Source organism: Novosphingobium jiangmenense, assembly GCF_015694345.1.
Taxonomy (GTDB): domain Bacteria; phylum Pseudomonadota; class Alphaproteobacteria; order Sphingomonadales; family Sphingomonadaceae; genus Novosphingobium; species Novosphingobium jiangmenense.
The window spans coordinates 151262-171015 of sequence record NZ_JADQDC010000003.1 but is presented as its reverse complement, the minus strand read 5'-3'; the positions used below and the strand labels follow the sequence as shown (position 1 = coordinate 171015).

At 63.8% G+C, this 19754-nt stretch carries 26 protein-coding genes; 8 read left to right on the top strand and 18 right to left on the bottom strand.

Annotated features, from left to right (window positions below; genetic code table 11):
* Nucleotides 1–90: 90 nt before the first annotated feature.
* Nucleotides 91–360 (bottom strand): 50S ribosomal protein L27, encoded by a 270-nt coding sequence (rpmA, locus tag I2488_RS05925; RefSeq protein ID WP_084279130.1) that lies wholly within the window; start codon nucleotides 358–360, stop codon nucleotides 91–93.
* A 28-nt stretch (nucleotides 361–388) separates the two neighbouring features.
* A complete protein-coding gene (gene rplU, locus I2488_RS05920) occupies nucleotides 389–685 on the bottom strand; it encodes a 50S ribosomal protein L21 (protein WP_011444588.1) in 297 nt (98 codons plus the stop codon).
* 282 nt (nucleotides 686–967) lie between these two features.
* Here rplU and I2488_RS05915 point away from each other — a divergent pair, with 282 nt between their 5' ends.
* Entirely contained in the window at nucleotides 968–1507 is a 540-nt protein-coding gene (locus I2488_RS05915; RefSeq protein WP_196274877.1) for a hypothetical protein, read from the top strand.
* A 53-nt stretch (nucleotides 1508–1560) separates the two neighbouring features.
* Here the strand turns inward: I2488_RS05915 and I2488_RS05910 are convergent, their stop codons facing one another.
* The 16 genes from I2488_RS05910 to coxB form a co-directional block, all read right to left on the bottom strand.
* Nucleotides 1561–1983 (bottom strand): hypothetical protein, encoded by a 423-nt coding sequence (locus I2488_RS05910; RefSeq protein ID WP_246465516.1) that lies wholly within the window; start codon nucleotides 1981–1983, stop codon nucleotides 1561–1563.
* Nucleotides 1984–2060: 77 nt separating this feature from the next.
* Nucleotides 2061–2507 carry a molybdenum cofactor biosynthesis protein MoaE gene (locus tag I2488_RS05905; protein WP_196274875.1) on the bottom strand — a complete coding sequence of 149 codons (447 nt, stop codon included), beginning with the start codon at nucleotides 2505–2507 and terminating at the stop codon, nucleotides 2061–2063.
* Nucleotides 2500–2736, bottom strand: a complete 237-nt coding sequence (locus tag I2488_RS05900) for a MoaD/ThiS family protein (protein WP_196274874.1) — start codon at nucleotides 2734–2736, stop codon at nucleotides 2500–2502. The genes I2488_RS05905 and I2488_RS05900 overlap by 8 nt, the downstream gene beginning before the upstream one ends.
* 3 nt (nucleotides 2737–2739) lie before the next feature.
* Nucleotides 2740–3744 carry a GTP 3',8-cyclase MoaA gene (gene moaA / locus I2488_RS05895; protein ID WP_196274873.1) on the bottom strand — a complete coding sequence of 335 codons (1005 nt, stop codon included), beginning with the start codon at nucleotides 3742–3744 and terminating at the stop codon, nucleotides 2740–2742.
* On the bottom strand, nucleotides 3741–4502 hold the full coding sequence (locus I2488_RS05890) for an SDR family oxidoreductase (protein WP_196274872.1): 762 nt from the start codon (nucleotides 4500–4502) through the stop codon (nucleotides 3741–3743). Before I2488_RS05890 ends, moaA begins: the two co-directional genes overlap by 4 nt.
* On the bottom strand, nucleotides 4499–4873 hold the full coding sequence (locus I2488_RS05885) for a dihydroneopterin aldolase (RefSeq protein WP_196274871.1): 375 nt from the start codon (nucleotides 4871–4873) through the stop codon (nucleotides 4499–4501). Before I2488_RS05885 ends, I2488_RS05890 begins: the two co-directional genes overlap by 4 nt.
* Before the next feature lie 404 nt (nucleotides 4874–5277).
* Nucleotides 5278–6162, bottom strand: coding sequence for a class I SAM-dependent methyltransferase (locus tag I2488_RS05880; RefSeq protein WP_196274870.1), 885 nt, complete (start codon nucleotides 6160–6162; stop codon nucleotides 5278–5280).
* Nucleotides 6155–7561: a threonine synthase gene (gene thrC, locus I2488_RS05875; RefSeq protein WP_196274869.1), complete on the bottom strand. Its 1407-nt coding sequence runs from the start codon at nucleotides 7559–7561 to the stop codon at nucleotides 6155–6157. The genes I2488_RS05880 and thrC overlap by 8 nt, the downstream gene beginning before the upstream one ends.
* A 49-nt stretch (nucleotides 7562–7610) precedes the next feature.
* Complete coding sequence (locus I2488_RS05870; RefSeq protein WP_196274868.1) at nucleotides 7611–8195, bottom strand: SURF1 family protein; 585 nt, start codon at nucleotides 8193–8195, stop codon at nucleotides 7611–7613.
* Nucleotides 8195–8566: a DUF983 domain-containing protein gene (locus I2488_RS05865; protein ID WP_196274867.1), complete on the bottom strand. Its 372-nt coding sequence runs from the start codon at nucleotides 8564–8566 to the stop codon at nucleotides 8195–8197. Before I2488_RS05865 ends, I2488_RS05870 begins: the two co-directional genes overlap by 1 nt.
* Complete coding sequence (locus I2488_RS05860) at nucleotides 8566–9387, bottom strand: cytochrome c oxidase subunit 3 (protein WP_196274866.1); 822 nt, start codon at nucleotides 9385–9387, stop codon at nucleotides 8566–8568. The genes I2488_RS05865 and I2488_RS05860 overlap by 1 nt, the downstream gene beginning before the upstream one ends.
* An 81-nt stretch (nucleotides 9388–9468) precedes the next feature.
* Nucleotides 9469–10110, bottom strand: a complete 642-nt coding sequence (locus I2488_RS05855; protein ID WP_196274865.1) for a cytochrome c oxidase assembly protein — start codon at nucleotides 10108–10110, stop codon at nucleotides 9469–9471.
* A 1-nt stretch (nucleotide 10111) separates the two neighbouring features.
* Nucleotides 10112–10276: a hypothetical protein gene (locus tag I2488_RS05850; protein ID WP_196274864.1), complete on the bottom strand. Its 165-nt coding sequence runs from the start codon at nucleotides 10274–10276 to the stop codon at nucleotides 10112–10114.
* The gene (locus tag I2488_RS05845; protein ID WP_196274863.1) at nucleotides 10276–11202 is read right to left on the bottom strand and encodes a heme o synthase; all 927 of its coding nucleotides are present in this window, start codon (nucleotides 11200–11202) and stop codon (nucleotides 10276–10278) included. The genes I2488_RS05850 and I2488_RS05845 overlap by 1 nt, the downstream gene beginning before the upstream one ends.
* 154 nt (nucleotides 11203–11356) lie before the next feature.
* The gene (gene ctaD, locus I2488_RS05840; RefSeq protein ID WP_196274862.1) at nucleotides 11357–13048 is read right to left on the bottom strand and encodes a cytochrome c oxidase subunit I; all 1692 of its coding nucleotides are present in this window, start codon (nucleotides 13046–13048) and stop codon (nucleotides 11357–11359) included.
* A 30-nt stretch (nucleotides 13049–13078) separates the two neighbouring features.
* A complete protein-coding gene (gene coxB / locus I2488_RS05835) occupies nucleotides 13079–14098 on the bottom strand; it encodes a cytochrome c oxidase subunit II (RefSeq protein WP_196274861.1) in 1020 nt (339 codons plus the stop codon).
* 269 nt (nucleotides 14099–14367) lie between these two features.
* Between coxB and pyrE the strand changes: the two genes are divergently transcribed.
* From pyrE to ruvX, 7 genes are read left to right on the top strand one after another with little or no spacing between them, the layout of a single operon-like run.
* The gene (gene pyrE, locus I2488_RS05830; protein WP_196274860.1) at nucleotides 14368–14952 is read left to right on the top strand and encodes an orotate phosphoribosyltransferase; all 585 of its coding nucleotides are present in this window, start codon (nucleotides 14368–14370) and stop codon (nucleotides 14950–14952) included.
* A complete protein-coding gene (locus I2488_RS05825; protein WP_196274859.1) occupies nucleotides 14949–15692 on the top strand; it encodes a pyridoxine 5'-phosphate synthase in 744 nt (247 codons plus the stop codon). The genes pyrE and I2488_RS05825 overlap by 4 nt, the downstream gene beginning before the upstream one ends.
* Before the next feature lie 10 nt (nucleotides 15693–15702).
* Nucleotides 15703–16137: a holo-ACP synthase gene (gene acpS / locus I2488_RS05820; RefSeq protein ID WP_196274858.1), complete on the top strand. Its 435-nt coding sequence runs from the start codon at nucleotides 15703–15705 to the stop codon at nucleotides 16135–16137.
* A 32-nt stretch (nucleotides 16138–16169) separates the two neighbouring features.
* Nucleotides 16170–17045 (top strand): signal peptidase I, encoded by an 876-nt coding sequence (gene lepB / locus I2488_RS05815; RefSeq protein WP_246465532.1) that lies wholly within the window; start codon nucleotides 16170–16172, stop codon nucleotides 17043–17045.
* Between the two features lie 5 nt (nucleotides 17046–17050).
* The gene (locus I2488_RS05810) at nucleotides 17051–18112 is read left to right on the top strand and encodes an AI-2E family transporter (protein WP_196274857.1); all 1062 of its coding nucleotides are present in this window, start codon (nucleotides 17051–17053) and stop codon (nucleotides 18110–18112) included.
* A 42-nt stretch (nucleotides 18113–18154) separates the two neighbouring features.
* Nucleotides 18155–19279, top strand: coding sequence for a DUF3089 domain-containing protein (locus I2488_RS05805; protein ID WP_196274856.1), 1125 nt, complete (start codon nucleotides 18155–18157; stop codon nucleotides 19277–19279).
* On the top strand, nucleotides 19276–19743 hold the full coding sequence (gene ruvX, locus I2488_RS05800) for a Holliday junction resolvase RuvX (protein WP_196274855.1): 468 nt from the start codon (nucleotides 19276–19278) through the stop codon (nucleotides 19741–19743). The genes I2488_RS05805 and ruvX overlap by 4 nt, the downstream gene beginning before the upstream one ends.
* Nucleotides 19744–19754: the final 11 nt, after the last annotated feature.

The following is a 19754-nucleotide window of genomic DNA, read 5'->3' as shown; positions in this document are numbered from 1 at the left end:
GAGATGGGCGGGGCCCTCTCCCTCTACTGGCCAGCTGCGAAGCGCTGGCGGGGCCACCCCATCGGGATGGCCCTTTGAATGACCATCCGGTTATTCAGCCGCTTCGGCCATGATGTCGACCGACACGTACTTGCGGCCAAGCTTGCCAGCGTGGAAGCGTACGCGGCCTTCACCGAGCGCGAACAGGGTGTGATCCTTGCCCATGCCGACGTTGGCGCCCGGGTACACGCGGGTACCGCGCTGGCGGATGATGATGTTGCCGCCGACCACTTCCTGGCCGCCGAACTTCTTCACGCCGAGGCGACGACCGGCTGAGTCGCGACCGTTGCGCGAAGAGCCGCCTGCTTTCTTGTGTGCCATCTCAGATTACTCCGAATTCCGTTTGCGCTCAGGCGACCGAGACGATGCGCAGCAGGGTCATCTGCTGGCGGTGACCGTTGCGGCGGCGATAGTTGTGGCGACGGCGCTTCTTGAACACGATCACCTTCTCCGACTTCGCCTGGGCGATGATCTCTGCCGAGACAGTGACCTTCGCGGCGTCAGCCAGCGAATCGCCTTCACCGGCGAGGAGGACTTCACCCAGCGTGATCTTGTCACCGGCTTCGCCTGCCAGCTTCTCGACCGCGATCTTGTCTCCGGCGGCGACCCGATACTGCTTGCCGCCCGTGCGCACGATTGCGAACATCGTTCTGTGTATCCGTTCCATAAGCCCGGTTGCCCTGGGCGATTCCAAATGAGGCGCCCAACGCCTGCGAATCGCTGACTGAGGGCAACATACCGTTACCCCGCTGGCTGCAGGGTCCCGGAAAGAGTGGCGCGGATAGTCAAACGAAGGCCTGCTGTCAATGCCCGCTATCAATGGAACTGGCAGCTTCCCGCCCGAAATCCGGCCACTTGGCACGCAGCCGCCCACCAACACTGGCAAGCAAGGCTGGCGAGCCCGCGTGTCCATGCTATGGCGAGGTCCATGGCCCGCCACAAGACCTTTCCCGCCCGTCGCACTGCCCTCGTCGCCACGCTTGGCGTTGCTACCATGCTGGGCGGATGTGCCGACCGAGCAAAGTTTCCCTCGCTGGCGCGCAGGCCGGCAGAGGACATCTATCGCACGGCGCGCGCGACGCCTCCGGCGCCACCGCCCGCGGTCATGTCCGAGGGCATGGCCAGGCGTCTGGCGGATCTGACCGCACAGGCGCGCAAGGCACATTCGGCGTTTGAAAGCGCGCGTCCAGCTGCAACGCGTGCGGTAAGCGCAGCGCGCGGGGCGGCAAAGGGCACGGAGAACTGGTCGGTGGCTTCGCTGGCGGTGGCACGGCTCGAATCGGCGCGGGCGCAGGCGGGATTGCCGCTGGCCGACCTCGACCGGCTGGAAGCCGAGGCAAGCAATCGCGCGGTCGATGGATCGGACGCGGACCTCAAGGCAGTGCTGACGGCGCGTAGCGAAGTTGAAGCGCTTGTCGCGGGCGAGACTTCGGTGATCGATTCGCTGCTATCGCAACTCGCCGGATAAAGTGAGGGCGCCGCGCATCGGCGCAGCGCCCTGCGGGGGGTTCTGAAAACCGGTCAGCGAACGGTGGCCACGATCACCGCGATGGCCAGGCCCCAGACTGCGATCAGGACTGGCAGGATCAGCACCTGCGCCATGGCCGAACCGGCGTCGAGCTTGCCCGACAGTGTCTGGATGCCCTTGCGGCGGAAGTCGTACCAGCCGAGCGCGTCCGGGTGGCGATCAGCGCCAAGCTTGGTCCAGACGGCAGGGATGCCGAAGGCACAGGCGATGAACAGCACGAAGATCGTCATGGGGATGGCGAGCTGGCCGTTGCCGAAGATCGAGGCCATCATGGCAATGAAGGCGAGGTAGCCGCCAGCCGAGACGGCATAGAGGCCGCCGGGCAGGCCGAAGTTGCGATCGACGACGGTGTGGTGCGGTTGTTCGACGATATCGGCGACCTGTTCGATGTGGTCGACGGCGATGTGCATGCTCATGGACTGGGCTCCTTGTGCTGGAGCCTTCATGCGCCTGTCCGGACGGCGATTCCTTGACGGGAATCAAATGGCGCTGGTCAAATACGCCAGCGGGAAATGTCTTCGTGATCCTCAGGGCGTGGTTCGATCCAGCGCCAGCCTGCGGCGGTCTTCTCGCGCTTCCAGAACCAAGATTCGCTCTTGAGGTGGTCCATGGCGAAGTCTGCTGCGGCAAAGGCATCGCGGCGGTGGCGCGCCGCGGCGCAGACCAGCACGATCGCATCGCCCGGCAACATGACCCCGCTGCGGTGGAGGATCAGCAGGCCTTCGAGCGGCCAGCGCCGTTCGGTCACGCGGGCAAGTTCCTGCATGCCGGGGAGCGTCATCGGTTCGTAGTGCTGCAATTCGAGCGCTTCGACACCGCCCGAATCGCGCACTTGGCCGAGGAAGGTGACAATACCGCCTGCATTGGGGTGACGAGCGTTGAAGCCCGCGATCTCAACCGCAGGATCGAACGCATCGAGCGAGAGACGGACGTCAGCCACCGCTCACCGGGGGAAGGAAGGCGAGTTCGTCACCTTGAGCAAGAACGATGCCGCCGACGTCTGTGAGGAGACGGCCATTGAGGGCCATGCGGATCTTTTCACCAAGCAGTTCGACCGCCAGAGCCGGTTCCAGCGCCGCGAGCACCTGTTCGACCGGTCCCGGTTTTACAGCCATTTCCGGCGCACCGGCTACGTCTTCGAGCCGCCCCATGAACACGAGCTTTGCCATGGCTCAGCCGCCGGTCGTGGACATGTGGCGCGAAACGGCGGGGGCACCGCCGGGCTTGTCGATCACGAAGGAATGGCGTTCCTGCTTCTCGCCCATCGCGCGAGCGAAGCATTCGGACAAGGCGCCGTCCGGGTCCTCCGAGCGCAGCGCGGCGCGCAGGTCGACCCTCCCCTCGCCACCGAGGCACATGTAGAGCTGGCCAGTGGCGGTGACGCGCACGCGGTTGCAACCGGCGCAAAAGTTGCCCGTGAGCGGGGTGATGAAGCCGAGACGACCGCCGGTTTCGGCAATGTCGACATAGCGCGCGGGACCGCCCGAACGGGCGTCGCTGTCGGTCAGCGTCCAGCGCTTCTCCAGATCGCGGCGAACGGCATCGAGCGGCAGGTAATGATCGAAGCGATCGCCTTCGATCTCGCCCAGCGGCATGACCTCGATCAGGGTCATGTCATGTCCGGCACCGTGCCCCCATTCGATCAGCGAGGGGATTTCCGCCTCGTTGATGTCCTTGAGCGCGACGGCGTTGATCTTGACCTTGAGCCCGGCCTCCTTTGCGGCGGCGATTCCCTCGAGCACCTGCGGCAGCATGTCACGGCGGGAGAGCTTGGCAAACGCCTCACGATCCAGCGTGTCGAGCGAGACATTGATGCGCTTGACCCCGGCGGCGGCGAGGTCATCTGCAAACTCCGTAAGCCGCGTACCGTTGGTCGTCAGAGTCAGCTCATCGAGTCCGTCACCAAGCTTGCGGCCCAGCGCGCGCACCAGTTCCATCATGTCCCGGCGAACGAGCGGCTCGCCCCCGGTCAGGCGAATCTTGCGGACGCCGCGGGCGATGAAGTGGAGCGAGAGGCGGTGGAGTTCCTCAAGGGTAAGGACTTCCGCCTTGGGCAGGAACTCCATCCGTTCTGGCATGCAGTAGGCGCACCGCAGATCGCAGCGATCGGTGACCGACAAGCGGAGGTAGGTGATCCGGCGGGCGAACCGGTCAATCAGAGGTGCAGGCGCTGTCACTTCTCGAGATATACGAAGTCGCGCGCATAAGATTCAAGGGCCGCGCCGGCATCGACGAACAAAGTCTGTCCGGTGACGGATTTGGCGCTGGCCAGGTAGTGCACGGCGTCGGCGATCTCGTCGGCACCGGGGAGACGCTTGAGCGGCATGATGTCCTCGAGCCGCCGCCATTGCTCGGCATCGTAATCGGCGGTTGGCAGGATCAGGCCCGGGGCGACGCCATTGACGCGCACCTTGGGCGCCATCGCTCTTGCCATCGTCCGCACCGAAGCGTGGAGTGCCTGCTTGGACAGCGTGTAGCTGATCTGGTCCGGCACGGGATTGAGCACGCGCTGGTCGAGGATGTTGACCACCGAACCGTCACGCTCGCCCAAGGCCTCGGCGAAGGCGCGGGTGAGCAGCAGCGGGGCGAAGAGGTTCACGCGGAAGTGCTGCTCGAGCGCTTCAGACGTGATCGTCTCGGCACGATCGTCGTGAAACAGGGAGGCGCAGTTCACCAAAAGGTCCGGTGAGCGACCAGCGAGCGTGATGACCTCCGCCAGCAGACTCGGTGGATAGGCGGGGTCTTCGAGGTCGCCCGAAACGGGATGGACCGCCGCGCCAAGCCATTCGAGCTGGGCCTTGAACTCGTTGTCAAAGGTGGAGGGGCGGTGGGCGTGGAGTGCGAGGTCCCAGCCCTCGCCTGCGAGCTTGCGGGCAATCGCGCCGCCGATCCGGCGCCATCCGCCGGTGACTAGCGCGAGCGGGCGCTGGCTCAAGCCTTGCGCTCGCGCTTCAGGGTGATCCCGATTTCCTCGCCGTTCTCGCTGATAGCCAGCTTCACGATCTTCACTTCCACCCACTGAACCCGATCATCCTGCAACATCAGCGTTTCGATGATGTGGTCTGCCACGGCCTCGATCAGCTTGAAATGCACCCCCTTGGGCAAGCCGTCGGTCGCCGCGAACTTGAGGTCCATGTAGTTCTTGCTGGCGGCAAGCGGGCAATCGGCGGTGTAGCGATCCTGATGCTTGAGCCCGACGCGCATGGTGATGCGCAGCGGCTGCGGGCGGCCAGTCTCTTCCGAATATATCCCGGTCAGGACATCGGTTTCGAGATTGGCGACTTCGAGGATCAGGCTGTCGGACATGGGTGGGCTCTTTGGCACCGGGATTTCAGAAAGTCCATCTCATCGGGCGTTGTGACGGCGCATCCTACAACGCCCCCATCTCGTAAACTCGTTATGAAACTGCTCTAACGGTTCCGCGGCAATCTTGCCGTGATCCAATGGAGAGAAGCCAATGTCGTTTGGTGACCTTTGCCTCTTCCTTGGGGCCATGTTCGCTTTTGCCACCCTCATCCTGAAGGTGGTCGAAGTGGCAGGCCGCAAGCGAGGCTGACGGGAGGGGGATGCGCTGCAACGCGTCCCCCGAACGGACAGGTCCAAAAAGAAACCCCCACCGCTGCAACGATGGGGGTTTATCCAATGGCATCAGCCAATGTCGTTTGGTCCGGATCAGATAGCAGCATTGCCTGCAAATTTCAATCCTGAGGTCAAACCCGCCACCGCGCGAAGATGGCAGTGGGCAAGTGACGCCCGCCCTCACCCTGTTCGCGGATACAGAGGTCGCCGTGCTCGATCGTGCCGGGCAGGTCCTTCAGCGCTTCGGACAGCAGGCCGGCGATGGCGAGCGAGGACATGCGCACGGCGTAGACGGTGAGGAAGAGGAAGCGGCTGTCGGCGTCGAGCAACCGGGCGCAATCGGTGATCAGGCCGGGGAGGCTTTCCTCAAGCCGCCAGACTTCGCCATCAGGGCCACGGCCGAACTTGGGCGGATCGAGGATGATGCCGTCGTAGCGGCGACCGCGACGGACTTCGCGGGCGGTGAACTTGGCGGCGTCGTCGATGATCCAACGGACCGGGCGTTCGGCCATGCCCGAAAGTTGTGCGTTGGCGCGGGCCTGGGCGACGGACTTCTTCGAGGCGTCGACGTGGGTGACCGGGCCGTACTCGGACAGCGCCAGCGTGCCGACGCCGGTGTAGCCGAACAGGTTGAGCGTCTGGGCGTCAGGTCTTCCGGCGAGGCGTTCGCCCATCCATTCCCACACCGGGGCCATGTCGGGGAAGAAGCCGAGGTGGCGGAAAGGGGTGCACGAGGCAGTGAAACGGACGTCGTTCCAGCCGAGTTCCCAGCCCTCGCGGGGCACGGGGTGGTCGAACTGCCAGCGCCCGCCGCCGTCTTCGTCGGAGCCCGGGACGAACTGGGCGTCCGCGCGCCAGTCCGAAGTGCGCGGCGTCCACATCGCTTGCGGTTCGGGACGGATGAAGCGATGCGGGCCATATTGCTCCAGCTTTCGGCCGTGGCCGGAATCGAGCAGGGCGAAGTCCGCCCAGCCCTCGCCGACCATCAGCTTCGGCTGGAGATCGAGATCAGCCATGCTTGAGCGTCGCGCGCTCGGCAACGTAGGCGGCGATAGCGTCGTACTCGCCGGGCAAACGGTCGTAGCGCTCTTCGCGTTCGAACAGGTCGCCAACGCGCGAAGGCAGGCCCGGGCGCACGCCGGTGGCGCGTTCAACCGCATCGACGAACTTGGCCGGGTGTGCGGTGGCGAGCGTGACGATGGGAACGCCGGCAGAGATGCCTTCAGCGATGCGGGCGGCATGGAGGCCAATGGCGGTGTGCGGGTCCAGCACTTCGCCGCAAGCTTCATAGGCCCACTGCATGGCATTTGCCATCTGCCCGGCATCGGCGCGTTCGGAGGTGAACAGCTCGGCGGCCGATTCGCGCTGCTGGTTGGTCAGTTGCATCGCCTTGGTCGCTTCGAAGTGCTTCATCTGCGCGGCCATTGCCGAACCATCGCGACCGCAGCCGTCGAACAGCAGGCGTTCGAAGTTCGAGGAGACCTGGATGTCCATCGACGGCGCAGCGGTGGGGGTCACGGTGCTGGCCGAATAGTCGCCGCTCGACAGTGCGCGATGAAGAATGTCGTTGACGTTGGTGGCGACGATCAGACGCTCGATGGGAAGGCCCATCTTCGCCGCCACATAGCCTGCAAACACGTCGCCGAAGTTGCCGGTCGGAACCGAGAAGGCGACCTTGCGCTGCGGCGCGCCGAGCTGCAGCGCGGCGTAGAAGTAATAGACCACCTGCGCCATCAGGCGGGCCCAGTTGATCGAGTTCACCGCGGCGATGCCGAAGCGGCTGGTCATCGCGGCATCGTTGAACATGCGCTTCACCATCGCCTGGGCATCGTCGAAGCTGCCGTCGATGGCGATGTTGTGGACGTTGGGCGCAATGACGGTGGTCATCTGGCGGCGCTGGACGTCGGACACGCGGCCATGCGGGTGAAGCATGAAGATGTCGACCTTGGCGCGACCGGCGACCGCGTCGATCGCCGCCGAGCCGGTATCGCCGGAGGTGGCGCCGACGATGGTGATGTGGTCATCCCCGCGCGCCAGGAATTCCTCGAACAGCAGTCCGAGCAGTTGCAACGCGACGTCCTTGAAGGCCAGCGTGGGGCCATGGAACAGTTCGAGCACCCACTGCGTCTCGTCCAGCTGCTTGAGCGGAACGACGGCGGCATGGGCGAAGCGGCCATAGGCCTGCTCGCACAATTCGAGCAGGCGCTCGGGCGTCAGGCAGTCGCCGACGAAAGGCTGCATGATCGTCTGCGCGAGCTTCGCATAGGGAAGCCCTGCCATCGCCGCGATCTCGTCAGCGCTGAACTGCGGCCAGGTTTCGGGCACGTAGAGACCGCCATCCGAAGCGAGGCCTGCGAGCGTGACGCCCTGGAAATCGAGCGAGGGTGCCTGCCCCCGGGTGCTGACGTACTTCATGGGTTTGCGCGGTTAGCGGCCATGGGCGCAAAGGGCAAGGATTGAGGAGTCAGGCCCGCTCCCGCCAGCGCTTGCGCAGGGCGAGGGTGTAGATCACCAAGGCGACGCCTGCGAAGAAGAACCACTGGACAGCGTAGGCGAGGTGGTTGTTGGGAATGTCGTTGGGATCAGGCTTTGCACTGGCCTCGAAGCCGGGAGCAGGTGGATCGGCGATCAGACGAGCGGTGCCGCCAATGTAGGGAGCGATCAGGCCACTTACCGGGCCGCCTTTCCAATCGGGGTGTTGCGGCCCTTGGGTCCAGCCAGCCTGAACGTATGCCGTCCTGTTCCCCTCGATCCCGCAGAGCACGACGTGGACGTAGCCAGCCTGATCATTCGCGTTTCGCCCTGAAATGGAGTTCCACTCAGAGGTGAAGCGGCAGTTCACGCTCGAATGCCGAAACAGGACAGCCTCGATCTCCTGCGTATTGGCCGAAGGGAAAGGCGCTTCTGCCTTGTCAGCCATGGCGGCAGTGTAGTGCGCCAGAAGGCTCTGCTTCCATTGCAGGCGCTCAAGCTGCCACACGCCGAGCCCGATCATCGTCAGGACGGCGGCAATCACGATCACGGTGGAGACGATCGGCACGCGCCGCATCACTGGAGACCTTCCTTTTCGAGTCGCGCCATCAGCACGGTTGCCTTGGCGTAGCGCAGGGTGGCTGTCACGACGGCTGGCACCAGCGTGCCCCACAGGCCGATCAGCGCCCAGACCGGCAACTGGACGATGTCATCCAGCTTGAGCGCCGCGAGAACCAGCAGGATCGTGACCGGCAGGACGACGAGATACATTCCCCGTCCGCGCGGTTCGAGGCGTTCGAATTCAAGCCCACACGTCGGGCAGCGATCTGCCAGCGCCGCAAGGCCAGCCCAAAGCCCCTTGGCCCCGCAGCGCGGGCACAAACCGAAAAGGGCAGCCTGGGTAATCCCCGGCTGCCCCTTCGAGTGCTGGCTGTCGCCAGACGGCATCAGTGGATCTTGTAGCCCCAGCCGCCCCACACGTAGATGGCGACGAACAGGAACAGCCACACCACGTCGACGAAGTGCCAGTACCACGCGGCTGCTTCGAAACCGAAGTGCTGGCGCGGGGTAAAGTGGCCCTTGTAGGCGCGGATCAGGCAGACCACGAGGAACACGGTGCCGACGATCACGTGGAAGCCGTGGAACCCGGTCGCCATGTAGAAGGCCGAGCCGTAGGTGTTGGTGCCGAAGGCGAACGGCGCGTGGGCGTATTCGTAGGCCTGGATCATCGAGAACACGGCGCCCAGGATGATCGTTGCCCACAGGCCCTTCTTCAGGCCTTCGCGGTCACCGTGGATCAGGGCGTGGTGCGCCCAAGTCAGCGTGGTGCCCGAGCAGAGCAGGATCAGCGTGTTGAGCAGCGGCAGGTCGAACGGGTCCATGACCGCTTCGATCGCCTTGGGCGGCCACTGGCCACCGACCACTTCGGCGAGCGTCGAAGGGAACAGCGAGAAGTCGAAGAAGGCCCAGAACCAGCCGACGAAGAACATCACTTCCGAAGCGATGAACAGGATCATGCCATAGCGCTGGTGCAGCTGCACCACCGGGGTGTGGTCGCCCGCATGGGCTTCCTTGATGATCTTGCCGAACCACGAGAAGAACGTGACGATCACGCCCAAGAGGCCTGCGAAGAACACGGCATGGCCACCGGCCATCTTGTGCATGTAGAGCACGCCGCCGCTGGTCATCGTCAGCGCCGAGAGGGCACCGATGAAGGGCCACACGTCGGGCGGAAGGATATGATAATCGTGGTTCTTTGCGCCGGCCATGATCGCCTCAATTCCCCCAGTCAGTCTGGTCGTAATGGCTAGCCCGCAGCAGGACGCTTCGGGCGCAGTTCACTTGGGCCTTTATCGCCGCACTTGCGCGCGGTCCAGAGGCTTTTCTGCCAATAGAGCAAGTGGCTTGGCCCCGGCGGAATTATGCGCCTGTGCAGCGCTTTCGGGGGTCTCGTTGAAGGTGTAGCTCAACGTGATCTCCTCGATGTTGTTCGCGCCGGGATCATCGAGAATCGCAGGGTCCACGTAGTAGATCACCGGCATCCGGACATCCTGGCCGGGCACGAGCTTCTGCTCGGTAAAGCAGAAGCACTGGATCTTGTTGAAGTACTTGCCGGCCTGCTCGGGCGACACGTTGAAGATCGCAGTGCCGGTAATCGGACGACCCGAGAGGTTCTTGGCTTCGAACGTGGCGATCTTGCGCTCACCGATGCGCAGGTCCTGCGTGACCTGCTGCGGCTTGAACATCCACGGCAAGCCCGGCGCGGTGTTGGCATCAAAGCGCACGCGGATCATCTTGCCCGCAACCTTCACGCCCGCCAGCTTGTCGGCCGTTGCGCGCTGCGTGGTGCCGCCATAGCCGGTCACCTGGCAGAACAACCTGTAAAGCGGAACCGAAGCATAGCCGAGGCCAAGCATGGCCAAAGCGGCGCCGGCAGCCATCAGGCCGACGTTGCGGTTCCTGCGCGCATCGGGCGCTACGGTACCCACCATGTCAGTGGCTCACTTGCGCGGCGATCTTCACGATCGAGATCGCGAAGAACAGCACCGCCAGCGATCCCAGCACGATGCCGAGCGCCTTGTTGCGGCTGCGCTGGCGCGCGCGATAGAGTGCGGTCTCTTCCTTGCCGAGGTGGGTATGCTGCTTGGGGTCATTCATCATTGCCAGCCTTGCACTGTGGCAAGCCGGTCCCCCGCCAGCATGCCGAAAAGGACGAAGAGATAGAGCACCGAGTAGGCGAACAGGCGCTTTTCGGGCTTCATGTTGTCATCAGGACCTGACTCGCGCAGGCCGACCTTGATCGAAAGTGCGACAAAGATCAGGCCAAGGACCAGCGCCGAGACGCCGTATACCCAACCTGTGCCACCAATCCACCACGGCGCCAGAGTGACCGGCAGGAGCAGCAGCGCATAGATCAGGATCTGACGGCGCGTCGACTTTTCACCGGCGACGACCGGCATCATCGGGATGCCGACCTTGGCGTAGTCGATCTGCACGAACAGCGCGAGCGCCCAGAAGTGCGGCGGCGTCCACATGAAGATGATGAGGAACAGCAGCACCGGCATGAGCGTGATATTGCCGGTCACCGCGACCCAGCCGATCAGCGGCGGAAAGGCCCCCGCCCCGCCACCGATCACGATGTTCTGCGGCGTGCGTGGCTTGAGCCAGACGGTATAGATCCAGGCATAGTAAAAGATCGAGAAGGCAAGGATCGCGGCTGCAAGCCAATTCACGCCCAGCCCCATGATAACGACCGATGCGCCGGACAGAGCAAAGCCGAAATCACGCGCCGAGGTCGGGTCCATGCGGCCCGAGGGCAGCGGCCGCTTGGACGTCCGCTTCATCCCTGCATCGAGATCGGCTTCCCACCACATGTTGAGTGCGGCGGCACCACCAGCTCCGACTGCGATGCACAGGATTGCCGTGAAGGCGATGATCGGGTGGATCTCGCCCGGCGCTGCCAGCAGGCCGCACAGGCCGCTGAAGATCACAAGCGTCATCACGCGCGGCTTGGTCAACGCGAAGAAATCGCGCCACTCCGCGGGCAGGGCTACGGTCGAACCGAGGGGCGTTGCAGAATCCATGATTGGCCGCGCCTATACGCGCGCTTTACGTTCATGGAAAGCGAAACGGGATGAGGCGTTGGGGCAGGTCCCGCCCCTCTGATCCGGAAAGGAAAAAGGCCCCCGGATCGCTCCGGAGGCCCATTTCTTTTCAGCCCTTGGGCCGACGATCTGCTCAGTGTGCGTGAGCGGCGTCGTCGATCACCGGCAGGGTTTCGAACTGGTGGAACGGCGGGGGCGAGGACAGGGTCCACTCCAGCGTCGTCGCACCTTCGCCCCAGTAGTTGGCTTCAGCCTTCTTGCCGGCAAGGAATGCATAGAGGATGTTGATGAAGAAGATCACGATCGAGACAGCCATGATGACGTAGCCGATCGAAGCGATCTTGTTCCAGTACGAGTAAGCGAGCGCGTAATCCGGATAACGGCGCGGCATGCCCTGGACCCCGAGGAAGTGCATCGGGAAGAAGATCAGGTTCACGCCGACGAAGAAGATCCAGAACTGCAGGTGGCTCAGGAACTCGGAGTGCATGCGGCCGCTCATCTTCGGGAACCAGTAGTAGAACCCGGCGAAGAGCGAGGTCACCGCACCCAGCGACAGCACGTAGTGGAAGTGCGCGACGACGTAGTAGGTGTCGTGCAGGTTGTCGTCCACGCCACCGTTCGCCAGGACGACGCCGGTGACGCCGCCAACCGTGAACAGGAAGATGAAGCCGATTGCCCAGACCATCGGCGACTTGAACTCGATGCTGCCGCCCCACATCGTCGCGATCCACGAGAAGATCTTGATGCCGGTCGGAACCGCGATGACCATGGTCGCAGCGGTGAAGTACATCTTCGTGTTCACGTCGAGGCCGGTGGTGTACATGTGGTGCGCCCACACGATGAACCCGACCACGCCGATCGCGACCATGGCGTAGGCCATGCCGAGGTAGCCGAACACCGGCTTCTTCGAGAAGGTCGAGATGATCTGGCTGATAATGCCGAAGCCCGGCAGGATCATGATGTACACTTCGGGGTGGCCGAAGAACCAGAACAGGTGCTGGTAGAGAACCGGGTCACCGCCGCCGGCAGGATCGAAGAAGGTCGTGCCGAAGTTGCGGTCGGTCAGCAGCATGGTGATGGCAGCGGCCAGAACCGGCAGCGCCAGCAGCAGCAGGAACGCGGTAACCAGCACCGACCACACGAACAGCGGCATCTTGTGCAGGGTCATGCCCGGCGCGCGCATGTTGAAGATGGTGGTGATGAAGTTGATCGCACCCAGGATCGAGCCAGCGCCCGAGAGGTGGAGCGAGAAGATCGCGAAGTCGACAGCCGGGCCCACCGAGCCCGAGGTCGAGAGCGGAGCATAGACCGTCCAGCCCGTGCCAGCGCCAACGCCCGTACCGCCCGGCACGAATGCCGACAGCATCAGCGAGCAGAAGCCCACGAAGGTCAGCCAGAACGAGACGTTGTTCATGCGCGGGAAGGCCATGTCCGGCGCGCCGATCATGATCGGAACGAACCAGTTGCCGAAGCCGCCGATGATCGCGGGCATGACCATGAAGAACACCATGATCAGGCCGTGGGCGGTGATCAGAACGTTCCACATGTGCAGCGTGGCGTTGAAGTCCGAAGCGTTGCCGCCGAGGAAGTTGGTCCACCAGCCGAGGTACTGGATACCCGGCTCGGCCAGTTCGGCACGCATGATGCCCGACACGGCGCCACCGATGATCCCCGCGAAGATCGCGAAGATCAGGTAGAGCGTACCGATGTCCTTGTGATTGGTGGACATGAACCAGCGGGCGAAGAAGCCCGGCTTGTGGTCATGATCGTGGTCGTGCGCATCGTGGTGCGCATCGAAGCCTTCGTTTGCGGGAATGGTGGCCATCTCGGTCAAACCTTGTTCATGAACTTGGCGTCAGGCAGCAGGGGCAGCAGGTGCTGCCGGCGCGGCTGCTGCGGGAGCACCGACGGTGCCGCCGGGCTGGGTCTTCACCCAGGCCTCGAACTTGTCGCGCGGCAGGGCTTCCACCGCGATCGGCATATAGCCGTGGCGGGCGCCGCACAGTTCGGAGCACTGGCCGTAGTACACGCCCGGCTCCTTGATGAAGAGCACCTTCTCGTTGATGCGGCCCGGCACGGCGTCGAGCTTGAACCACAGCGACGGAACGGCAAAGGCGTGGATCACGTCCGAACCGATGGTCTGGATGCGGATCGGCTCACCAGCGGGGACGACCATGCGGTTGTCGACTGCAAGGTGACCGGGTTCGCCAGCCTTGAGCGCGTCTTCTTCCGACAGCATGTTCGAGATGACTTCGAAGCCGCCGTTGTCAGGATAGGTGTAGCCCCAGTACCACTGGTAGCCCGTCACCTTGACAGTAAGCGCGCCCTTTGGAGCCGGCTCGTACTGGTGGGCGAGCAGGCGGATCGAAGGAACCGCGATCACCACCAGGATGAGAACCGGGACCAGGGTCCAGATCACTTCGATCAGCGTGTTGTGGCTGGTCTTCGAAGCAACCGGGTTGGCCCGCTTGTTGAACTTGGCCATCACGACCAGCAGCAGAACCAGCACGAGGATCGAGATGGCAACGATGATCGGCATCAGGATCACGTCGTGCATCCACAGACCCTGCTCACCGATCGGCGAGTATTGATCCTGGAAGGTCCACCCCTTGTCGACCGGCTGACCCTTGCCGGGCGTCGGCTTCATCGGCGTGTAGTAGCCCTTGTCGACCGGAGCAGCTTCAGCGGCGACTGCAGGAGCAGCCGAGTCGCTGGCGGCAGCAGCCGGTGCGGCGGCGACCGGAGCGGCAGCTTCGGCTGCAACCGGTGCAGCAGGCGCTGCGGCCATGGCCTGGGTCCCGAATGTCAGCGCGGCAGCGACGCCAAAGGTCCGGAAAGCTTTGCCCATGGAACGGGCGGTATCGGCAAGACTCATCGTCAAAGTTTCCGCTTTTTCCCTGTTTGCGCGCTTGTTGCGCTGCATCAAGGAGGCGCATGCGCACCTCCTCTAAGTCCCTCGATCGGACCGGCCTATACGCGCGGTTGTCTCAAGCCTCAAGCGGCAGAACGCATATTTTTCATGGGCCTCTCATGGCCATTGGTGCAAGGCCGAAACAGTCCGTTACAGCACCGTTCGAAAAGGGTTGCTACCGGGGCGGGCAAGGGCCATTTGCGAGGCATTGCAGCATTATTCCAGGCAGACAGATGCTCGAAGACGAGATCCTTTCCGAATTCCGTGCCAGCCAGGCTCTGCTCGAAGGGCACTTTCTGCTTTCTTCGGGTCGGCACAGCGCACATTACCTGCAGTGCGCCCGCGTGTTGATGGACCCGATGCGCGCCTCAAGGCTTGCTGCGGCAACGGCCCAGAAAATCCCGCGCGAGTTGCGGCAGCAGATCCAGAAGGTCGTGGCACCGGCGATGGGCGGCGTGATCATCGGGCATGAAATGGGTCGCGCTCTGGGCGTCGAGGCGATGTTCGTCGAACGCCCGACCGGCACCTTCGAACTGCGCCGTGGCTTCTCGCTCAATCCGGGCGAAAAGGTGCTGATGGTCGAGGACGTGGTCACGACCGGACTCTCCAGCCGCGAGGCGATCAAGGCGATCGAGGACGCCGGCGGCGTGGTCATTGCTGCTGCATCGCTGGTCGACAGGTCTGCTGGCAGCGTTGATCTCGGCGTGCCGTTCTTCCCGCTCGTTGCCCTGAACTTCCCGACCTACGCGCCCGACGAACTGCCGCCCGAGCTCGCCGCGACTGAAGCGGTCAAGCCAGGGAGCCGCGCGAAGCCGTGAACAACGTGCTGCGCCCTGCCCGTTTGCGCCTTGGCGTCAACATTGATCACGTTGCAACCATCCGCAATGCGCGGGGTGGTGATCATCCAGACCCGGTACGTGCGGCCGAGATCGTCGCGAGCGTCGGTGGCGATGGTATAACCGCTCATCTGCGCGAGGATCGCCGCCATATCCGCGACGAAGATCTCGCGCGGATCCAAGCGGCGACCAACCTGCCGCTCAATCTTGAAATGGCGGCGACGGACGAGATGCTGGAGATCGCGCTGCGCCACAAGCCGCATGCGGCCTGCATCGTGCCCGAGCGGCGCGAAGAGCGGACAACCGAGGGCGGACTGGATGCTGCCGGGCAGCACAACCGTCTTGCCCCGATCGTTTCACGCCTGAGCGATGCCGGTATCCGCGTCAGTCTGTTCATTGCTCCGGAGGCGCGGCAGATCGAGGCCGCGATGAAGCTGGGCGCGCCGGTCGTGGAACTGCACACCGGTGAGTACGCGCATGCCGAGGGCGAGCAGCGGGCGATCGAACTGAAGAGAATTGCCGACATGGCTGCGCTCGCCGCGCGCAATGGCATCGAACCCCATGCAGGGCACGGGCTGACTTACGAGAACGTCCAGCCGATCGCGGCGATTCCGCAATTGGCCGAGCTGAACATCGGGCACTACCTGATCGGGGAGGCAATCTTCGTCGGATTGGAAAGCGCAGTGCGTCGGATGCGCGAGCTGATGGACGAGGCACGGTGAGGACAGCCCGTTGATCATCGGCATGGGCTCCGACCTCTGCAACATCGAGCGCATCCAGAATTCGCTCGATCGCTTTGGCGAGCGCTTCGTCAACCGGGTGTTCACCGAGGTTGAAAAGGCCAAGGCGGCGGCGCGGCCCTATACGATGGCCGGAACGCTGGCGAAGCGCTTTGCGGCCAAGGAAGCGTACTCCAAGGCTGTCGGCACAGGCTTCAAGGCCGGGGTGTTCATGAAGGACATCGGTGTGGTCAACGCCAGGTCCGGCGCCCCCACGCTTGCTCTCACCGGCGGCGCGGCGGCGCGTCTCGCTGCCATCACTCCCGAGGGCCACGAGGCGGTGGTTCACCTCACCCTGACCGACGACCACCCCTGGGCGCAGGCTTTCGTTGTAATCGAGGCACGTCCCCTGAATGCCAGCCCCATTGCAGAAAAGCGCGACGCTTGACCGACGAATTTTCCGAGACTCCCCAACAGGACCTGTCCCCTCCTCCCCCGCCGCCGGGGGGCGTAGACTGGTGGGCCGAGATTCGCGGGCTGTTCCTGATGCTGCTGGCGGTGGTGACCTTTCACAGCCTGATCGCCAAGCCGTTCTACATTCCCTCGATATCCATGATGCCCAATCTGCTGGTGGGAGACCGGCTGATCGTTTCGAAGTATCCCTACGGCTGGTCGTGGGTCTCGGCCTCTTTCCACGTCCTGCCGCGCGGTAAGGACCGGGTTCTCCCCCGGACGCCCGATTATGGCGACATCGTCATCGCGGTGCCACCGGACCGCGACGAGGACTACATCAAGCGTGTCGTGGCACTGCCGGGCGACCGGATTGCGGTGATCCATGGCCAGATCATTCTCAACGGCAGGCTCGTCCCGCAACAGGCCGAGCCACCGGTGCAGATCCCGGCAGATCCGCAACTCAGTTGCGACGGGGCCCCGTGCTACGACATGTTCGAACGCTATCGAACGCGTCTTGCCGACGGCCGCGAGGTCTATGAACTTCCGGCGTTCCGTGAAACCCTGCCCAACGGCGCGAGCTACGTGATCATCGATCACATGGATCAGGTGCTCGACAACTATCCCGAAACCCGCGTGCCGGAAGGGCATGTGTTCCTGATGGGCGACAACAGGGACCATTCCGCCGACAGCCGGGCGCCAATCGAGGAAAAGGGCCTCGGAGGTCCCGTACCGCTGGCCAATGTCGGCGGGCGGGCCGAATTCGTGACGTTCTCGCTCAACGGCAGCGAATCGTGGAATCCGGCGACCTGGTGGCCTGCCTTGCGCACGGGCCGCGCCTGGACCAGACTACGGCCTGAACTGCGCGGCGTGCTTGGCCCGGGCGGCGATCAAGGAGCACATTGAAGCGCATGGATGATGTCAATCCGCCAGGACCGGCCGGACCGACCGACATCACGGACGATCTCGTCCGGCGCGAGGCGAAGAAGGCGACCGTCTGGCTGGGCATTGCCGCAATCTTTGCGCTTGTCGTCCTGCTGGCACAGCCGATCATGCTCATCATCGGCGGCATCGTTTTCGCCGCGATGATCGACGGAGGCCAGCGCCTCCTCGCCCGAGTGCTCCCCTGGATTCCGCGCGGATTGCGGATCACGATAGTTTTGCTGGGCACTTTCGCTTTCCTCGTCTGGCTGGTGATCTTTGCCGGCGGGCAGATAGCCGCGCAGGCGGCGCAACTGCCCGAAGTCATCCAGCGGCAGCTTACGAACCTGAGCCTGTGGGCGCAGAGCCATGGCATCAGCGTTCAGAACTTGGACCTTCAAAGCATCGCCAGCCAGGTCCTTGGCAGTGTCGGGCAGGTAACCAGAGCGCTGGGCGGCATATTCGGCGGCTTCACCACCGCATTCCTGATCTTCATTCTTTCGATCTACTTCGTGCTCGAACCCGATCTGTACCGGCGCGGCGTGGCATGGATGCTGCCGGAAGTCAGCCGCCGCCACTGGGAAGGCACGGCGCTGCGGATGGGCAAGTCGCTGCGCATGCTCCTGTTCGGGCGGCTGATCGGCATGGCGGTTGAAGGGGTTGCCACCTGGGCGCTGCTTGCGTGGTGGGGCGTGCCGATGGCTGCCCTGCTCGGCCTGCTGACAGGATTGCTTGCCTTTCTGCCGAACATCGGTGCGCCGATTTCCGGCGCGCTGATGATCATGGTGGGCTTTTCCGGCGGGACCGAGATGGGGCTGTTCTGCATCGCCGTCTACCTCGTCGTCCAGACTGTCGACGGCAACATCATCGTCCCGATGGTGGCCAAGCGAACCGTCGATCTTGCTCCGGCTCTCGTTCTGGGTGCCCAGTTGATGTTCGGACTCCTGTTCGGCATCCTTGGGCTGATGCTGGCCGATCCGATCGTGGCGATGCTCAAGATCGCGCTTGAACGCCAGGCGGAGCGCAATGACGCGAACCGCGCCGAAGCCTGAAGCCCCGAAGAAGCACCTCACCAAAGAGACAGAGACACAAGGATGGCCCGCAAGTTCCTTTACCTGATCGCTGTTCTTGCGGTCCTCGTGATCGCGGCAATCTTCGTCCTGCGCATCTGGCAGAACGAACTGACCCGATTCGCCTTTGTGCCAAGGGTGGCATATGGCCGCCTCGAACCACTGCCGGCCGACGCCTACGCCGGCAATCGCATGTGGCTTGCCCGACCCGGCCTGAAGGACGATCCGGCGCAGTGGGTCCCTGCTGGGGCGGCAAAGGGACAAGGCCGTGCCGCGGTGTTCTTCATCCACCCGACCAGCTATCTCGCCCGAAACAGCTGGAATGGACCGCTTGACGACAACGACACCAACCGCAGGGCGACCTACTTCGTGCAGGGAATGGCCTCGGCGTTCAACGGACAAGCGCAGGTCTGGGCGCCTCGCTACCGCCAGGCCGCCTTCGGCGCATTCCTGACCGACAAGGCGGAAGGCGAACTCGCGCTCGCTTCAGCCTATCTCGATGTGCGTCAGGCTTTCGACGCGTTTCTGGCGAATGTTCCGCAGGACACACCGATCGTTCTTGCAGGACATAGCCAAGGCGCGCTTCACCTCATGCACCTGCTGAAGGATCGCGTTGCGGGAACGCCCCTCGCATCGCGAGTGGTTGCGGCCTATCCGATCGGCTGGCCGATCTCGGTCGAGCATGACTTGCCGGCGATGGGCCTGCCCGCCTGCGCCAAGGACGATGCGACGGGCTGTGTCATGACCTGGTCCAGCTTTGCCGAACCGGCAGATCCGCAGCTTGTCCTTGAAGCCTATCGAACGCGCCCCGCGCTTGATGGAAAGGCAAAGGACGCACCACCAGTGCTTTGCACCAATCCGCTGACGGGAACCATGGGAGGCGCCGCTCCTGCATCAGCCAACCTCGGCACGTTGAAGCCGGCTGCGGATCTCAAGGGCGGCGAACTGATCGCAAAGGCCGTTCCTGCACGCTGCGACGAGAAGACGGGCCTGCTCATGATCGGCGACCCGCCGGACCTTGGCCCCTATGTCCTGCCGGGCAACAACTACCATGTCTATGACATCCCGCTGTTCTGGTCGAACCTGCGTGCGGACGTCACCCGGCGCGCGGCGGCCTGGGAAAAGCAGCATGCCGGGCAGGGCAGATGATTACCCAATCGGCCTTGGCCTTGCGCGATGCGCTGCCCGATGGCGGTGTGCTGATGGGGCTCGACACCGGGACCAAGACCATTGGCATCGCCCTCTGCGACCGGGATTGGCGCTTTGCCTCGGCTGGAAAGACGCTCCAGCGCGGCAAGTTCACCGCAGACAAGGCCAAGCTTGAGGCTATGATTGCCGAACGCTCGGTCAAGGGTCTGGTGATCGGCCTGCCTTTGAACATGGACGGTTCGGAAAGCCCCCGCTCGCAAGGCGCCCGAGCAATTGCGCGCAACCTGGAGGATCTGGGCCTGCCGATCCTGCTCTGGGATGAGCGCTGGACGACGCAGGCCGCCGAGCGGGCGATGATCGAGCAGGATTTCAGCCGTGCCAAGCGCGCCGAACGCATCGATTCGCACGCGGCGGCCTTGATCCTGCAAGGCGCGATCGACGCGCTGGCGGGAAGCGCGTTTTAACCAGGCGCTTG

Bases quoted from the DNA above. Each gene is read 5' to 3' on its own strand.
- rpmA (WP_084279130.1), bottom strand. From the start codon at position 360: ATGGCACACAAGAAAGCAGGCGGCTCTTCGCGCAACGGTCGCGACTCA.
- rplU (WP_011444588.1), bottom strand. From the start codon at position 685: ATGTTCGCAATCGTGCGCACGGGCGGCAAGCAGTATCGGGTCGCCGCC.
- I2488_RS05915 (WP_196274877.1), top strand. From the start codon at position 968: ATGGCCCGCCACAAGACCTTTCCCGCCCGTCGCACTGCCCTCGTCGCC.
- I2488_RS05910 (WP_246465516.1), bottom strand. From the start codon at position 1,983: ATGAGCATGCACATCGCCGTCGACCACATCGAACAGGTCGCCGATATC.
- I2488_RS05900 (WP_196274874.1), bottom strand. From the start codon at position 2,736: ATGGCAAAGCTCGTGTTCATGGGGCGGCTCGAAGACGTAGCCGGTGCG.
- I2488_RS05885 (WP_196274871.1), bottom strand. From the start codon at position 4,873: ATGTCCGACAGCCTGATCCTCGAAGTCGCCAATCTCGAAACCGATGTC.
- I2488_RS05880 (WP_196274870.1), bottom strand. From the start codon at position 6,162: ATGGCTGATCTCGATCTCCAGCCGAAGCTGATGGTCGGCGAGGGCTGG.
- thrC (WP_196274869.1), bottom strand. From the start codon at position 7,561: ATGAAGTACGTCAGCACCCGGGGGCAGGCACCCTCGCTCGATTTCCAG.
- I2488_RS05870 (WP_196274868.1), bottom strand. From the start codon at position 8,195: ATGCGGCGCGTGCCGATCGTCTCCACCGTGATCGTGATTGCCGCCGTC.
- I2488_RS05865 (WP_196274867.1), bottom strand. From the start codon at position 8,566: ATGCCGTCTGGCGACAGCCAGCACTCGAAGGGGCAGCCGGGGATTACC.
- I2488_RS05860 (WP_196274866.1), bottom strand. From the start codon at position 9,387: ATGGCCGGCGCAAAGAACCACGATTATCATATCCTTCCGCCCGACGTG.
- I2488_RS05855 (WP_196274865.1), bottom strand. From the start codon at position 10,110: ATGGTGGGTACCGTAGCGCCCGATGCGCGCAGGAACCGCAACGTCGGC.
- I2488_RS05850 (WP_196274864.1), bottom strand. From the start codon at position 10,276: ATGAATGACCCCAAGCAGCATACCCACCTCGGCAAGGAAGAGACCGCA.
- I2488_RS05845 (WP_196274863.1), bottom strand. From the start codon at position 11,202: ATGGATTCTGCAACGCCCCTCGGTTCGACCGTAGCCCTGCCCGCGGAG.
- ctaD (WP_196274862.1), bottom strand. From the start codon at position 13,048: ATGGCCACCATTCCCGCAAACGAAGGCTTCGATGCGCACCACGATGCG.
- coxB (WP_196274861.1), bottom strand. From the start codon at position 14,098: ATGAGTCTTGCCGATACCGCCCGTTCCATGGGCAAAGCTTTCCGGACC.
- pyrE (WP_196274860.1), top strand. From the start codon at position 14,368: ATGCTCGAAGACGAGATCCTTTCCGAATTCCGTGCCAGCCAGGCTCTG.
- I2488_RS05810 (WP_196274857.1), top strand. From the start codon at position 17,051: ATGGATGATGTCAATCCGCCAGGACCGGCCGGACCGACCGACATCACG.
- I2488_RS05805 (WP_196274856.1), top strand. From the start codon at position 18,155: ATGGCCCGCAAGTTCCTTTACCTGATCGCTGTTCTTGCGGTCCTCGTG.
- ruvX (WP_196274855.1), top strand. From the start codon at position 19,276: ATGATTACCCAATCGGCCTTGGCCTTGCGCGATGCGCTGCCCGATGGC.